The sequence below is a fragment of the Bariatricus sp. HCP28S3_F11 genome, assembly GCF_052065395.1.
Classification (GTDB): Bacteria; Bacillota; Clostridia; order Lachnospirales; family Lachnospiraceae; genus Allocoprococcus.
The window spans coordinates 75,022-92,507 of the sequence record NZ_JBQHUC010000005.1; the positions used below are offsets into that span (position 1 = coordinate 75,022).

11 protein-coding genes are annotated in these 17,486 nt (G+C 41.2%); all 11 read right to left on the reverse strand.

The genetic code is table 11. From position 1 onward, the window contains the following. Positions 1-3: 3 nt before the first annotated feature. The 11 genes from ACTNBR_RS03965 to ACTNBR_RS04015 all read right to left on the reverse strand — a co-directional run bounded on the left by ACTNBR_RS03965 (position 4) and on the right by ACTNBR_RS04015 (position 17,457). A complete protein-coding gene (locus ACTNBR_RS03965; RefSeq protein WP_441016115.1) occupies positions 4-4,209 on the reverse strand; it encodes a glycoside hydrolase family 2 TIM barrel-domain containing protein in 4,206 nt (1,401 codons plus the stop codon). A 127-nt stretch (positions 4,210-4,336) separates the two neighbouring features. Further along, positions 4,337-7,861: a glucosaminidase domain-containing protein gene (locus tag ACTNBR_RS03970; RefSeq protein ID WP_441016122.1), complete on the reverse strand. Its 3,525-nt coding sequence runs from the start codon at positions 7,859-7,861 to the stop codon at positions 4,337-4,339. A 172-nt stretch (positions 7,862-8,033) separates the two neighbouring features. After that, positions 8,034-9,065, reverse strand: a complete 1,032-nt coding sequence (locus ACTNBR_RS03975; protein WP_441016124.1) for an acyltransferase — start codon at positions 9,063-9,065, stop codon at positions 8,034-8,036. Positions 9,066-9,093: 28 nt separating this feature from the next. Next, positions 9,094-9,252: a hypothetical protein gene (locus ACTNBR_RS03980; protein WP_427805621.1), complete on the reverse strand. Its 159-nt coding sequence runs from the start codon at positions 9,250-9,252 to the stop codon at positions 9,094-9,096. Between the two features lie 528 nt (positions 9,253-9,780). Continuing rightward, entirely contained in the window at positions 9,781-10,800 is a 1,020-nt protein-coding gene (locus ACTNBR_RS03985; protein ID WP_441016127.1) for an NAD-dependent epimerase/dehydratase family protein, read from the reverse strand. Beyond that, positions 10,784-11,512, reverse strand: coding sequence for an IspD/TarI family cytidylyltransferase (locus ACTNBR_RS03990; protein WP_320856432.1), 729 nt, complete (start codon positions 11,510-11,512; stop codon positions 10,784-10,786). The genes ACTNBR_RS03985 and ACTNBR_RS03990 overlap by 17 nt, the downstream gene beginning before the upstream one ends. Positions 11,513-11,514: 2 nt before the next feature. Then, positions 11,515-12,060 carry a helix-turn-helix domain-containing protein gene (locus ACTNBR_RS03995; RefSeq protein ID WP_320856433.1) on the reverse strand — a complete coding sequence of 182 codons (546 nt, stop codon included), beginning with the start codon at positions 12,058-12,060 and terminating at the stop codon, positions 11,515-11,517. Between the two features lie 500 nt (positions 12,061-12,560). Next, a complete protein-coding gene (locus ACTNBR_RS04000; protein WP_441016130.1) occupies positions 12,561-13,970 on the reverse strand; it encodes a lipopolysaccharide biosynthesis protein in 1,410 nt (469 codons plus the stop codon). 19 nt (positions 13,971-13,989) lie between these two features. Further along, positions 13,990-15,081 (reverse strand): EpsG family protein, encoded by a 1,092-nt coding sequence (locus ACTNBR_RS04005; RefSeq protein ID WP_441042671.1) that lies wholly within the window; start codon positions 15,079-15,081, stop codon positions 13,990-13,992. A 3-nt stretch (positions 15,082-15,084) separates the two neighbouring features. Continuing rightward, positions 15,085-16,356 (reverse strand): hypothetical protein, encoded by a 1,272-nt coding sequence (locus ACTNBR_RS04010; protein WP_427805616.1) that lies wholly within the window; start codon positions 16,354-16,356, stop codon positions 15,085-15,087. Between the two features lie 42 nt (positions 16,357-16,398). Further along, a complete protein-coding gene (locus ACTNBR_RS04015) occupies positions 16,399-17,457 on the reverse strand; it encodes a glycosyltransferase family 2 protein (protein WP_427805615.1) in 1,059 nt (352 codons plus the stop codon). Between the last annotated feature and the right edge of the window lie 29 nt (positions 17,458-17,486).

Sequence of the window (17,486 nt, forward strand, 5' to 3'; positions counted from 1 at the left end):
CCTCTACTTCTCTTCAAATGGATGTTCCGTAGCTCCGGGCGCCTCCTGTCCTTTTTCTACCAGCATGATCCGGATTCCTTCCAAACGATATCCGAATCCGGCACTTCCTGCTTCTTCACCATTCTTAGCCCAGTCAAGCCAGCCCAGATGCTGTACATGTACCTGATAATAAATATCATATTTCTCTTCTGCTTCTCTGGATAACTTGATTCTCACAGCCTCCAGCCGTTTCTGCTCTCCGCTTGTTCCGGCCAGTTCTCCGTCTTTCTTCCATCCCTGCCAGCCATAAGTCTGAACATGAGCCTGATATTCCACGCTGCTGTCTTCTGACATATTGGTGAGCAATACGCGAAGTCCTTCCAGACGCTTACTCTGTCCGCTCGTTCCGGCCATGTCACCGTCAAACTTGTAAGCCTGGTCACCGATCCCCTGAATATGTACCTGATATTTGATAAGACTTTCATGGAATGGCTCTTCTGTACTTCCCGGGAAGTCTGTTCCTTTTTCAACTATTTTGATTTCAATCGCTTCCAGCCGGTAAGAATATCCTGCTGTTCCGGCGCTTTCACCATTCTTCGCCCAGTCGAGCCATCCAAAGTTCTGTGCATGTACTCGGTAATAGATATCATAATTTTCTTCCATCTTTCCTGTGAGTTTGATTTCGATTGCTTCCAGACGCCTGCTCTGTCCACTTGTCCCGGAAGTCTCACCATCACTCACCCAATCCTGCCAGCCGATTCCCTGAATATGTGTCCGGTATTCAATGGATCCTCTATACTCGGCATTATTCAGTTGAATCTTGATTGCTTCCAGTCGTTTACTCTGTCCACTTGTTCCCGAGGTCTCTCCCTGATATTTCAGTTCCTGCCAGCCGATTCCCTGTACATGTGTCTGATAAGAGACAAGCTTCAATTCAGATGGTCTCTCGGTAGTTCCGGGAGCTTCGCCATCTTTTTTCACCAGTACGACTTCCAGTGCTTCCAGATTATAGCCAAATCCGGTTGTACCGGCAATCTGTCCATTCTTCGCCCATCCGAGCCATCCAAACTTTGCAGAATGAACCCGATAATATACATCATATTCCTGAGCCAGATTTCCCTTCAGTCGGATCCGAACTGCCTGGAGTGCTTTTCCACTGGTGGTTCCCGCCGTTTCACCATTTTTGAATTCGTTGATCCATCCGGTTCCCGCCTGATGTACATCATATTCTACTGATCCGTCTTCCGAATCAATACTCAGCCCGATCAGAGGTGTGCCTTGTCCGATACTTCCCACCATCTGTCCATTTGTCATATTTTTCTGCCATTCTCCGTTTACCGCACCGGAGAGCAGGAGTGTTGCTCCATCGGAAGTCTCCGGATGGCCGGTCGTTCCCGGAGCCTCCTCGTTCTTGCTTTGAATGCAGACTTTCCATGCGCCAAGTCCGGTCTGATCCATGAAGTTACCGGAGGTCTCGCCATTTTCTGCCCAGTCATTCCACTCTTCTCCATTTACTTTGGTAGCATAGTAGAGGTCGAACTGTTCGGTATCAGAACCGGTAAGCTTCATCTGTATCGCCTTGATCTTCTTCTCTCCGCTGGTATCGCCGCTTGCTTCCTTCGGATTCTTCCAGTCCGTCCATCCCTGATCTTCTACATAAGTGCGGTACTGAAGTTTACAGTTTCCGACGTTATTAAACTGATCCACACGGACTGCGCTGATATCACCGTCCACAACATTTTCTGCCCCGTCTGTGGTCATCTCAGTCCATCCGGTGTCAGCAGTATATACCGAATAGCTGACCTTTTTATTGCTTACTTTTACACCGGTCACTTCATCAGTGTAGGTACCGGTTGAATCATTTGCTACTACCTTGATATCACTGTTATTAACAAGTACCACATCTTCCCAGACAAAAACTCCATCCTGCTGTTTTTTGCCTGCTCCAATGAGTTTACCGTTTACATAAAGATCAACCGAATCACAATTGGAATATGCCTTAATATTCTGCGTTGTCTTATTTCTCTCAGTGAATCTCTTACTGGTCAGATATACGAATTTATCCTCTTTGTTCCAGTTCGCTTTGTAGAAATAGAACGCGTCCTTCTTTGTCTCATGATCGTAGCAAACCAGACCTTTTGTATTTCTTCTGACAAGTCCGCCTTCATTTCTGTAACATGAGAAATCAAACATATTCCATACAAAACTCAGTGGAATATCATCGCGGTTCTGCAGCATTTCATAATACGCTTCCAGGACAAAGGACTGATACTCTTCGTAATGATACTCTCCGGAAGCATCACTGCCATTCCATGAGAAATCCTCGTCCACTTCCATATGCTGATTGATGTTGGCTCCTGCACCGTATTCTGTAAGCATAAGTTCAGATGCATCATAGATTTCTTTGTAATTATCCAGTTTATTATTCAGGGATTCTATCAGCTTTTTCCGTCCGGTATCCCCCGCACTGCTGACCGAAGACTTAAAGCCCACATACAGATTAAGCCCTGTATAATCAACTCTTCCATCTTTCGTCCATTCAGCGCTGTCCACCGCGTTGGTCGTGTTATCGATCGTCGCCTGAACAATATATCTGGTCTTATCCTCTTCCTGCGCCAATTCAGCCACTTTCTTATTAAATGCAATCAGAGTTTCGGAATCCACATCAAAATCTTCGCCGAACTGAGCAAATTCTTTCGATGCTTTCACTTCGTTGTTCATGCCCCACATAACGATGGACGGATGATTATATCCCTGTCGGATCATTTCTTTCAACTGCTCGGTTACCGAACTCTGATATGACTCTGCTTTCGAAAGCAACAGATAATACGGTATTTCATTATACACCAGCAGTCCGTTCTCATCCATGAGCTCATAAACATACTGGTCATGCGGATAATGAGCTGTTCTCACGGCATTCACACCCATTTCCAGCATCAGTTTGACATCATCTTCTTTCTGGGCTTTTCCGGCTGCATTTCCGTACCCTTCTCTATCCTGATGATAACCCACTCCATGAATTTCATATTCTTCTCCGTTCAGATAAGACTTCCCGTCTTTGATCTCAAATACCCGAACTCCGAATTGTTGATCCTCACTGTCAAGGACCTGTCCGTCAGCATTCAGAATGGATACATTCATAGTGTATAAATACGGATCACTCACGCCCTGCCAGAGATGAACCCCTGGAATCACAGTTGAGACCGAATACTCACCTGCCACCGTTCCGGCTGGTGCAGTTATTTCCTGCTGTACATTTGCAACACGGTTGCCAGATTCATCCTTCACTTCGGCACTCAATGTCAAATTTGCTTCCTGTTCTGCTTTATTGGATACCTTAGCCCGAAGAGAGACTTCCGCATCATTTCCATTGATTGTCGAATCAATGTATAATCCACTGCTTCCGTAATCTTCCAGTGCAATATACTGTTCTTCTGTCGAAATCAGTTCCACGTCACGATAAATACCTGCCCATTGTGTATAATCCACATTGATTGGTATGCTGTCTGTATCGATATTGGTCACATCCACCCGGATTGCTACACTTTGCTTTCCCTGAACATAATCTGTAATATCAAAAACAAATGCCGAATATCCACCCACATGTGTACCTACGAATTTCTCATCAATATACAGATCTGTATTTTTGCTGGACCCGTTGAATTTAAGGAACAAATTTCTTCCCTGATACTCAGACACATCCAGTTCTTTTGTATACGTTACCGTCTTCTTATTCATCGCCGGAATATAGGATTTTTCAGGATGGGTATACTCCCAGCTATGCGGAAGATCAATGGAACCGCTTTCTCCACCCAATGGAAAATCCCATCCATCGGACGTGCTATCATTTTTGTCAAACTGCCATCCTTTATTAATATTAACGACCGTTCTTCCGGAAACCTCACTGCGTTCTTCTACGCTTTCATCCAGAGTGTCTGCTTCTTCGGGCAGTTTCTCCGTCGTCCCCTCTTCTTCCGTATACGATTCTGCCTGTTCGGTTTCCTCCTCGTCTATTTCCGATTCCTGAATCATTTCCTCTTCAGAATCAGCCTCTTCACCCATGTCTTCATCTGTTTGGATTTCTTCTTGTGTCTCTTCCTGTGCCGGAACGTTATCTTCTGCCACCACAGCAATTTCTTCATCCTGGGCCTTTACTGCCAGAGAACATTCCCCGATCATCATAGAACCGACCAGAATCAACGCCAGAAATCTTGAGATCTTTTTTTTCATTTTCCCCATTTCCTTTCATAAAATGATTGTAAATGTTCAGAGCCAGCTTCGAAAACACTGCCAGACTCTAAACAGTTTCAAATTATTATAAATGTTCAGAGCCATAATGACTCTGAACATTTACTTACTACTTTTTATAGAATGCAGTACCTGCAGTAGATGGAGCTTCTTCTCCTTTAGTCACGATCTTAATCTGAATCGCTTCCATCTGCTTGCTGTACCCTTCTGTTCCGGCGGATTCTCCGTTCTTGGTCCATGCCAGCCAGCCATATCCCGGAACATTGACACGGTAATAGACATCACAGTAATCGGCAATATCTCCCGTCAACTGGATCTTGATTGCTTCTACTCGCTTCTGCTTACCAACCGTTCCGCTGATCTCTCCGTCTGAAACATAAGACTGCCAGCCGATTCCCTGTACATGCGCACTGTACTTGATGCCGCCGTCACAATTCAAATTCGCCAGCTGAATCTTAAGTGCTTCCATTCGAAGTCCCTGATCTACAGTACCTGCCTGTGCTCCGTCACTTACAAAGGACTGCCAGCCCACTCTCTGCACATGTGCAGAATACTTAACAGACGCATATCTCTTCTTAAACGTATTATCTGTGCTTCCCGGTGCCGCATCGCCTTTTGTGACAAGCCGGATCTCAATTGCTTCGACCCGATAACTATATCCTTCTGTTCCGGCTGCCTGACCATTCTTCGCCCAACCAAGCCATCCGAACTGCTGACAATGAACACGGTAATAGATGTCATAATTCTCTGCCATCTCATCCGTTAGCTGAATCTTAACCGCCTCAAACCGCTTTGTCCCGTCCGCAGTACCGCTGACTGCCCCGTTCTGTCTCCATACATCCCAGCCTTTATTCTGAATATGACCGGAATACTGAACACTTCCGTCAAAAACCTTATTCTCCAATACAACTTTCAGTCCTCCCAGCGCCTTGGACTGCCCCGTCGTTCCGGCTGATTCTCCATTCCGGACTGCATCCTGCCATCCATCTCCGTTCACATACGCTGTATAAACAATATCCGTAGGTTTTAGTTTAAAAGCACCTTCTGTACTTCCCGGCGCTTCACTTCCCGCTTTCACCACAACGATCTGTAATGCTTCAATACGGTAGGAATAGCCCTGGCTTCCGGCCTTCTCATCGTTTTTCGCCCAGCCGAGCCAACCAAACTTCTGGCAATGTACACGATAATAAACATCATAATCATCTGCATTTTTACCGGTTAATCTTACGCGAATTGCCTCAATACGTTTCGGTGAATCGGTCACCTTGGATTCTTCCCCATCAGCCACATAATCCTGCCAGCCTACATTTGGGATATGTGTGCTGTATTCTACGCCTACCCCTTCAATTCCACTTTCAATTTTAATACTCTCAATCGGCAATGACATACCGATCACGCCAGCCTGTTCTCCATTCCGGGATGCCGCACCACCCCAGCCAAATGTACTTGTATAAGCACTGTAAGAAATAAGATCCTTGCTGTCGACGCTGATATCCTTCTCCTTTTCCACAATCACGATCTGCAGCGCTTGCAGATCTTTGCTCTCTCCCGTCGTACCGGCAATCTCATCTGAGGAAACATAATCCTGCCATCCATATGTCTGAACATGTGCGCGATAGAAAATATCGTATTCATCGCTTTTACTTCCTGTCAAACGGATCTTGATCGCCTGCATGGCAGTATCCTGTCCTGTAGAACCTGCAGTTTCTCCGTCGGCCACATAATCCTGCCAGCCTGTTCCGGCCAGATGCGCAGAGTACTCGATTCCTAGACCTGCTATTCCGTTAATCTTCATCTTAATAGCTTCCATCTGATGACTGATACCGGTCGTTCCGGCCTGCTCTCCGTTCTTCACATCAGAAAGCCATCCGTATTCTTCTACATATGGAGTTACCGTCAAAGCATCTGCAACATTGGACGGAACACTGACAGGTGTTACTGTATCCCATGTAGGATCCCATGTAGGAGTATCATCCGGATCATTTGATTCAGATCCGTTTCCGTTATGTACGATCGTAACATAATCACTGTGTGCATATGCGTACATTGTACTGAAATTATAGTTTCCGGTCGATGTGTCTATCTCTGTTCTCTCACTGTTCAGAACCGGATCACTCTGTACTTTATAAAAACCGTTTTCCAGCGTTCCGTTATTTAAAATCAGAAATGCATACTGAGACTGTGAAACGGTCTTATATAATACAGTGGATGAGGAATCTGTAGAACTAATATTGCGGACATTCAATGTCGTATGTTCATTGCTGAGAAGGTCTTTGATTCCGATCGTATATTTCTCATAATCCTTCTGTCCGTTGTTATTATCCAGGTTCCATGCAACATTTGCCGCTTTCTCTCCCCAGTACGGGTCGGATGCATAATGCACATTGATACCGCTCGCCTTATTTCCAAGGAAAGCTCCTTTATAGTATGTATATCCGGATCTCAGATATCGCTTGGACATATAAGTTTCTGCGAAATCTTTGATACACGTTGCCACATCAGAATAGTAATTCGCAGATTCACCGGGGCTCGAATCAACTGCATTCAGACCAAATAAATTATTCTTCGACTGAGCTATATTGCTGCTTCCCCATGCGCTTTCGTTTGCCGCAACACCGGTCATAATCAAAGCATTGACTCCATAAGTATTCTGATCTGTCACAAGATCATTCCCGATATTTCTCATCTTAGAATCACTGTCTGTTTTCGCATTGATCATATCATTCATCTCTGAAGCACTGTAATTCGTCTTACTTCTCAATGGCAGATATTGATAATAATTGAAATATGGACTATTCGGATTTACAGAGTTCGTCCGGGCTCCGTTATTATAATCCGAAATCATGGAATCAAAATTGCTGTATGTATAAAAATAATGTCCGTCGTAACTGTAGTACTTTGTGCCTTCTTTCAGATATGAAGGAGCCGGACCATTGTCCAGTTTCGAGCCATAGGAATCCTTTGATACATTCGTCGTAATATAATGCATCAGTCTTCCGGATGACACGGTGTAATAACTGATGGAGCTTGCATCTGAAATCCCAACGATCTGAACTTCCGATTCGTCCACTTCGCCGATCACACCGGAAAGCATGAACTTCACTTTTCCTGAGCTCGTCCCCAGATAAGCTGCATCCGCACCGTATGTACCGCAGGTGTAGCCGGATGCTCCGGTCTCCACTTCCTTATAATCCGTTGTACTGGAGCCCTTTGTATTGAAGTTCACAATCTGAGCCTCGGCAGCTCTGGCATCATACCTGCTGGTCTTTATGATACCGGCTTCATCACTTATCTCATAAACATTGCCGTCCGCGTCCATTCCGGTGACATGTTCCAGCCTCTCACCATTTTCCGGGAAAGGTTCCACACTTTCCTCCTGTACAGGCGTTTCTGTCACTTCGCTTGAAGAATTCTCCTGACTTTCCGTCTCTTCGGCGGGTACATCTTCTCCCGTCTGATCTTCTTCTATGATTTCATTGTCTTCATTTTGAGCTGCTTCTTCATTTTGGACAAGTATCTCTTCTCCGGTTTCTGTGCTGTCTTCAGCCTTACTGGTATAACCACCCAGACTCGACGCGACTAACACACTGACAAGTATAGCCGATAAAAATCTTGATGCCTTTTTCCGAAACATAAGTAGTCCTCCTCCTATCGTATAAATCTGTTTCCATTGTATAACAGTTGGCATGGCTTGTCAAACCAACTTAAAAAGGATTATCCCCGATTATGTAATCAGTGATAACCCTATATGTGATCAATATAAATAGCATACAATTCTGCATTTTAGCTTCATAACAACTCTACTTTTATGGAACAACCCTTTGTATCACCGGTATGCGCTTCAATATTTTTACTATGATCAATGAAAGCCCATAAACCAGAATCACTCCTAATGTTCTCCATTTACCACCGGAAACATTGACATTGCATACACTGCACACAATATTGATTACAAAAATATGAGTCAGATAAACACCAAAACTACACCCCGCCATCTCGATTACACCAGCTCTTAATATGGAATTTTTCTCAATCCAGTTCCAGTCATGATATCGGAACCAGACAAAAACAGCCACTGCCAACAACAACGCGGGCCAGTTTAAATAGCCCCAGAACAGTTTGTTCAGCTCTCCATTTTTAATCGAAAGGAAATAGGTACCGCAATATCTGGCAAATGCTCCACCAATCCCCAACAAATATATCAGGATTCTTTCGTTTTTTGACAAATCGGCTTTGGACAGCCAGAATCCTAAAAGAACATACAATACATAACCGCCGGTCAACGGGAAAGACATAAATGTATTAAACGGTATTTCTAACACATTACACAAAAACGGTGCTATGGATATTGTCGCAATTCCGACAACAATCATATATTCCACCCACCGATAAGAGTCTTGAATCAGGCAGGCCAATACCGGTATACACAAATATACTGCGAACAACGGTATAAAAAACCAATAGATATTCTCAATTTTACAATTAATAAACATCGATAACAATTCCCTGACAGAAAGACTTTTTATCGCTATCGCTCCAGTTAAACTTTTAAATATCAAGGCAAGAATACTCCAGGCAATAAAAGGGATCAGTGTTTTTTCTGCCCTTTTCTTCAAAAACACTTCTGTAGTATACTTTGAACGATATTCCATCAGCGTTGCACCAGATAGCATGAAAAAAACCGGTACCGCCCAATATGCTGCCACCTCTACAATCAAACTCTGCTTCCATGGTATTGTATTGCTAAAGGAATGTACGATTCCGTTACAATGCATGGCAACAACCCCAAAACTGGCAGTAATATTAAGTAGATCGAAATATATGACTCTTTTTTTCATTATATCATTCCTTTTCTGTGCAGTTTAATTATCCTTTCATACTCTCAATCAATCTTCTATACGCTTCCTCAAGCCCGATCTCCGGCTTCCACCCAAGAGACTGAAGTTTGTCGGAATTCAGCTTCATCTTCGTGTCCGCCGCATATCCGTACGTATTCGATTCCGGTATGTCGAAAACCTCTTTCATCTTACCTAAATATACTCTAATCTTTTTAAATATTTCACCTTGTGTGATAGTTTCACCTCTATTTCTATTGCTGCCACATTATTCTAAAACATTTTATCTACATAGCCGACTGTAGTTTTCCACATTTTTCTAATGTGACTTCCATTTACTTCTTTTCATAGAGACTCCGCAAACTTAAAGATACTTCACCCGGCCAAACAATGCCGGGTGTTATTCGTATTATAATCGATGATCCAACAGTACCTTCAATCATGTATGCGGAACAAAACGATAGTATTTTTGACAACTTCTATTCAGCAGATTACTACTGATACGGAACCAATCAATAAGATATTCTCACAAGAATGTACGTTCTGTATATGGTGTGCCGTCATTCTTTACAAGACACCGGCGTTTCGAAGCAGATGAAATTGGATATAATTTATACTTTTGCCGAATCGTTTTGACATGTTAGTTTCCTAGTTGACTCATAAATTGCTGGATCGTCCAGATTTGTATCATAAATTAATCCTACTAATGCTATTTTTTTCATGACAATCCTTTCATATAATCTATTAGCTTTTTAATAGAATCTTCTAATCCAACAACGGGTTCCCACCCTAGATTTCTTAACTTTGATGTGTCGAGATCCATATAAAGCGTATTGGCATAACCACTTTTTGAAATATCCTGTTCTTTGATTTCAACATCAATTCCATTCATCTCGGCCACAAGCTTAGCCATTTCATATATTGAACAATAAGTTTCTTCATTTGCTGCGGTATATATTTCACCAATCTTTCCATTCAATAAAACGGTAAGGATTGCTGAGACTGCATCAGAAATATCAAGATAGCACCTCTCGGTTTCACCCTTAGTTTTCAACACAATATTTCTTTTCTCAATTGCACATCTTGCAAACTCAGCAAAAACACGCCCATCATTATATTCTACTCCCGAGCCAAATGTCTGAGTTAGTCTTAGAACTTTTGAGTTAATCCCATATTCAGAAGCATAGGCAGCACATAAACTTTCACACGTCTGTTTACTTAGTGGATAGCAGTTTCTTACAACAGATGAGTCAAATGATCCACCTTCACATTCCTTCACCTTATGCCCCTTCTTTGGCGATCCATAAACTTCCATTGTGGATAAAAACACAAAGCTTTGTACTTCTTTTTCTTTGGCAAATTCAAGAATATTTATTGTACCATTAACTGCAATTTTAATTGTTTCTACAGGATTATCAACAAAGTACTTACTTGAAGTTGGATTCGCACAATGAATTATATAATCAACTTTTCCGTCATATACTGGTCTTGTTGTTAAATCACAAACAACATATTCAACTCTCTCGTTAAACATTAGCCTGGCTTTTGATTCATTCCTTGTCTGAACCACAATCTTACAGCCGCTATTAGAAAGTAATGTCTTGACCAGATTTGAGCCTATTAATCCGGTCGCTCCAGTTATATATATAGTTTTCCCTAAGAATTGATTAATTAACTCGTTATTCTCTTTGTATTGGTTATTTACTTCAGATTTCAACATATCACTCATCCATTCCATAAATCTGTGCATTTTCCTTTGCTTCAAGAATTGCTCTCATAGTATAGAAATCGTCTGGCGTTGTAATTTTAATATTCTCATACGGACCATCAGTCATATGAAGGTGATAGCCATAATGCTGCATCATTGTACAAGAATCTATAAAACTTGTTATTCCTTCTTCTAACGCCTTAGCATGAGCGGAAAGAATATCCTCTAGGTAAAAACACTGTGGCGCTTTAGCTACTCTTGAATGAGCACGGTCAGGAACAAGTTTAATACCATGATTATCATCTATTTCAACAATAGTTTCTTTAACAATACCGCTTGTGATGGAATTTCCATACTTCTTTACGGCTTCAATATTGTCTGTAATAAGCTTCTCGTTAATAAGCGGGCGCACACCATCGTGTATTAATGCAATGGCTTTTTCATTCCCCGCTATTTCTTTAGCGGCTTTCAATCCATTGTAAATTGATAATTGGCCAGTCTCTCCACCGGGAACTACTTTCTTAACTTTCTCAATCCTGAATTTATACAAAAGCTCATTGAGATAAGGAATCCAGCTTTCAATACACACAACAGCAATTGCATTAATCATTGGATGATTCTCAAAATGTTCTAGTGTATGTATGATGACAGGCTTGTTATACATTTCCAAGAACTGCTTTGGCTTATCTTTGGAATGCATTCGGGATCCGACACCACCCGCAAATATTACTGCTATATTCATAATCAATTCCTCCTATTCATTCTAAAGTGAACCCATTTGTCAAGACACTTTTTTAAAAAATTAAGTTGGATTTCGGAAGGGATAATCCCATCCTTTATCTTCTTCCAAAGTTGATCTCTGATTTCCTGATGGTCCATTAACCATTCAATCAGCTTTCGATTCACCAGAGATTTCCTGTATCTCTCATCTCCGAACTTCAGCCATTCAAATCCAACATCAAATGTATCTGCTATATCATGTAGTGTTTTGTCGGTCGCATGATTCAGGCGCGTTTCTATTTTAAAGATAGCTGACGGCGAATAACCAGCCTTCTCTCCAAAGTCTTTTTGCATCAGTTTTTTCTCTTTTCGCAGTTCCCGCACCCTTTCACCTATCGAGCGGTAATCTATTACTTTGGGAACATAATTGCAATATGCTTCTATATGATCCGGATCATCAAACACTCTTTTGTCCACACTACACGACTCACACATGCTCTGGATGATCTCATCTGTAATCTCCCGTTCCCCCGTCTCACACCGTCTGATTTTCGCGGTGGAACATCCCATCTTATCCCCATTGCTTTCTGGGATAAGCCTAAATATACTCTAATCTTTTTAAATATTTCACCTTGTGTGATAGTTTCACCTCTATCTCTATTGCTGCCACATTATTCTAAAATATTTTATCCACATAGCCAACTGTAATTTTCCACATTTTTCTAATGTGACTTCCATTTACTTCTTTTCATAGAGACTACGGAAACTTAAAGATACTTCACCCGGCCAAACAATGCCGGGTGTTATTCGTATTATAATCGATGATCCAACAGTACCTTCAATCATGTATGCGGAATAAAACGATAGTATTATCTACTGATACGGAACCAATCAATAAGATATTCGCACAAGAATATACGTTCTGTATATGGTGTGCCGTCATTCTTTACAAAATACCGGCGTTTTGAATCAGATGAAATTAGATAAAATTTATACTTTTGCCGAATCGTTTTGACATGTTAGTTTCCGGATTACACCGACACCGCCGGCAAAAATAACAGCTATATTCATTACTTTTTCACCTTCTTCAAAAATATATCAGCAAAACTGCTCCATCTGCCCTTCACATAAATAAGATAACAACAGAGGTATACCAGTGTACTGATCATCGATTCCACATTCCAGCTTACCAGAATGAATACAACGACAAGCCCGATCTCCACCAGAACATCTTTCCAGATATTTACTTTCAGCTCCTTGGCAAGGATCGCTTCCCCGACATAGCAGCGTACGCCCAGGATTACCGGAATACATGCTATACTCAAATTCAAGTCATGGAGAATATATACAAACACCGCGGAACATACCAGTGAAACCCCAACCGCAAACCAGCTTGCCCGCATCAGGAATTTTTCTTTTCTCAATGCTTTCAGATATGTATTCACGATCATACTGTTCTTGCTTTCGAATACACAGATTGGGAACAACAGTGCCATGTACCGCAGACTTTCAGCATATTGCGGAAGCCACCAGGACAAGATCACTTTTGCAGGATAATAAACAACCAGCATTCCAAGAACCGGAACCATCAGGCCCACTTTCATCTTGTCGTACATTTCTACATAGCGGTCTTCCGGAATATTTTTCAACATCGGATACAAAACCACACTGACCGCATTGATCAATACCATCAAAAGATTGGATGCAGTCACAGAAAGTGAAACTCTTCCAAACGTCTCAACGCCCCAGTAGTTTTCGATTGCAAATCTTACAATTCCCACAAGCAGAAGACTCGCGATATTCGCAAACAAAAGCTTGCTTCCAATACTGATATTATCCCAGGCATCTTTGATCCCCTGACCGATGCGTGAAATCTTCTTAAAAACAATATCCCTGCACTGGTACACCAGAAGTAAAAGTGTCACCATTCTGGCAAACAGATCCGATCCGATCAGATAATTGTAGTCTCTGACTCCGACAATAAGAAATACGGCAACCAGAATCGCATACACGATTTTTTCCAGGAAATAATTCTTGGCATAATCTGCGATTCTGTTGGTTGCCTGAAGAATATACTGCAAAAAGGTTCTAGGAATCTGCAGTACGCAGCACAAACCGGTCATGACCAGGATGAAGCTCTTATCCGCATCCCTGCACAGTATCATCGTACCAATACCCAGCAGGATGGCGACAAGGATTTCCATAAAAGTCAAAAGCCAGAACTGCGTATTAAAATAGTTCTTATCGATCTCCTCATACTTTTTTCCGCCGAATTTCAGGTAAATTCCGTCCGCCCATCCAAAATGGAAGAAACCTACATAGGAAGTATAGAACAGATAAAGCTGCCAGTAAGAATATTCTTTTACTCCGATCATTTTCGGCACAATCAGTACCAGAATCATGGAAATCAAAGTATTCGTCGCGTTAGCCAAAAAAGAATATGAAAAATTCTTTATGACTCCATTCGTCTTTATATTCATCTATTCACCCTTTCTCTGTCTAAAAAAGCACACTTCTGTACGGAAGCACATCCCAATGAGGTATATAGCGCACCAGATAGAACAAACATAATAAAAACTGCAATATATTTAATGCGATCCTGACCGGTTTTCTCTGCTCATTCTGCAGGATATTTGGAATCAGGAACATTCCCGGGAACAGAAAGTACACGGCAAATCTCTTATAGATCGGGAGCCATGTGCAGAATAACACAATAAACGCTCCTACAAAAACAGAATTTACAAATATAGGATTGTATTTTGCCTTTCCAGTCTGCCCCTCCTGATAAATCTTATTGAAGTAAAGAACGATCAGCAGAATCGTAATCAGGCACACACCTACATACGGTACATCGACTTCAAAAGATTTGGCAATATAGTTCGTATTCAAATACGATGGTTTAAACATTTTGAACAGCCATGTCAGCACTTCCGTAAATACAAAATTGATTGGAACCGCGATCACCGTCGCCAAAGCAATTAAAGATAATTTCAGTTTTTTATTAAAAATAAAATAAAACGGCAGCATGATGATCGCAGTAAAATGAAAAGATGTTGCGATCAGTACACAAATCAGGTATTTGATAAATTTCTTTTCTTCAATATAGGAGATCCCATACCATACGATCATCATAGCCACAAACTGCCTGATCAAATTCATTCCCAGGAGGAAAAAATACGTGAACATAAAATACCAGAAATAGCTCTGCCAGTATTTTTCCGAGTATTTTTTCACACACAACAATAACAGTACGTATCCGATCAGACATATGACAAAATAAACCGTCTGAAAATCCATGTTAAAGCTTTTCAGGATCTTACATATCGTCTCAAATGCAACATCCATATGCCAGGTGGATTCAGGGCTTAACTGTGTATAATAGCGATAGTACTCTTTGTAATCTGTTCCGACATATGTCATCGTTGCATTGATCAGATACATCGGAAGAAATGCCAAAAACGCAAATCCATATGACAAGATTTTTCGGCCGATGCTTTCACAGTTTGACTCTTTTATATCTGCCTGCTGCCACAGATATGCAAACAGTAATGTGAAAGCAAGCATTATAATATATGTTTTTATACTACTCACCTCTTACTGTTCATTGAGAGCAATTCCGATAATCTGAACTCCCAGTTCCTCGAATCTCTTTACCTCACTTGATACATCCTGTTTATTAGAAGCACCGATCTTCTCGATCAGGATAACCTGTTTGATTTGTTTACATCTTTCAATCGTTTCTTCATGAGTCAGTATAGACTCAGATGGTATGAATGCAAGATCCGTACTCTTTTCTTTCCCGATCGCTTCACATGCCCTTTCGACAATTTTATAGTCACATGTTCCGCTGACCAGCACTTCTCCTTCAATACCTTTTGCATCTGTCAGGGAAGCCACAACTTTTGCCAGACCATCCTCATCAAAAATCCTGCTGTCGCCCTCAATTCCATAAACCAGGCGATAAAGAATTCCTCGTTTTTTCTTATTCGTATAGAGTCCCAGATATTCTACTCCAATTTTTTTCAGATCCGAACGTTTCTGCAGCTTAGTTCCAACGTAATACCATGCCACAAGAACAATTGCAGAAGCCATAATTCCAAGCAGGATTCCCCAGATCACACCTTTGATTTCCTGTTTAATGATATCTTTCAGGGTAATCCCTTTATTTGTACTTACAGCCAGTGCTGTTCCACGTACCGGAGACGCTCCCGCTGAAGTCTTCGGAAGGGAATATACGACTTGACGGTCTACCTGTTCACAGGTAAATTCCCCCTTCTGGGCAATCACTTTATTCGTAAGCAATCCTACATATTCTTCCGCAATGCTTAAGGCAAGTTCTTCATTTGTGGACTTGAATCCTACACTCACATAATTTCCGGACTGTACATTCTGATATACGGAATTCACAAGCATCTGACTATAAAAATCATAGAGGGAATACTGGTACTGTCTTTCCTTATCCAGGATATATCCAAATGAATAGAATTCCTCTTTTCTGCTGTCATTTTCTTTTTCTTCCAGACTGTAGAAATCTTCAACCAGTTTATTTACCACTTCAGAATTATATTTATTCGCATTAAATGCTGAGATGATATCCTGTTTTCTGTTTGCGGCTTCTTCAGCATCCGCCGCATCCGGAACTTCTATTTTCAGAAGATAGGTCGCCTCACTCCACATCGGTTCCTCGGAAACAGCAACACTTTGCGTCTGCTCTTCCTCCTGGCTCTGGCTGAGATACTGCGGCACCATATCAACCAGTCTCATTCCGCAAAATCCGAGAATAGCTACCAGAATAATTGCGACTGCCACTTTTATTTTTCTCAGACAAAATGCCAGCAATTCATTTAAATCATAAAATTCACTCATAATGTTTTTCCTTTCTGTTTGTCCTTGACGAAGTATTTATTGTTACACTCTCTTTTCTTCCTGATTAACGACTTTTTTATGATAAGCTTTACTCAATGCCAAAAGCATCCGGAATTTTTGCGTTTCGAACAGATACGCAACAAGACATTTTTTCTTATCTTTCTTCCATAAAAGCTTCCAATCCGCTTTACTAAGATTCCATGAAAAACACTCTTTATTTTTCATTTTCTTTAAATAACTGATTTTTTCTTTCACACTCCAGTTACAATCCTTATGGTCTAACTGAAACAGAATGGAGAGCAACTGATTTTGAACACAGGAAAGAATCCACTCTTTTTGATCCACAACACGCCGAAATGTCGATAAGGTTTCTTTTTCCTTTGTACAGCTATATACAAATTTATCTAACGACAATTCATGGAATTTAGATGATTGACTCTGCTTCAATCTTACAAAATGTTTAAAATAGACACCGGGAGACGTTGCAAACCGCTGTAAGTATTCAATACACTTGAGACAAAATACAGTATCCTCTTCTCCGTAATTTTTTAAATTCTCATCAAAACGAATTTTATTTTTTTCAAGAAATTCTCTTTGATATAGGCCATCCCAGACAGGCGAAAACACCTGCGTTCTTCTCAATCTGAAATAATTCTCTTCCAGACTCTCCCTATCGTAAAAACATTCCTTCAAATTTCTGACATCTTTCCCATGGATTTTTCCATATTCGTCTATTTTTAAAGATTCTCTTCCAAACTTTACTAGTTCAGCCCGGTATTTTTCAGCAATCTTATAATTATCTTCCAACAATCCCGATAAATACAAATCATCGTGATCCGCAAACGCAATATACTCCCCTCTGGCAATATCAAGGGCATGATTTCTTGCATTACAAATTCCACCATTTTTCTGATGGATCACAACAACTCTGTCATCTTTCTCTGCGTATTCATCACATAACCGGCTGCTGCCATCTGAAGAGCCATCGTCAACCAGAATCAGTTCAAACTCTTTCAACGATTGATTCAGGATACTTTCAATGCTTTCCGGCAAATATTGAATCGCATTATATACCGGCATAATAACACTTATCTTGATCATTGGATGTCATTTCCTTTCACAAAAACTTA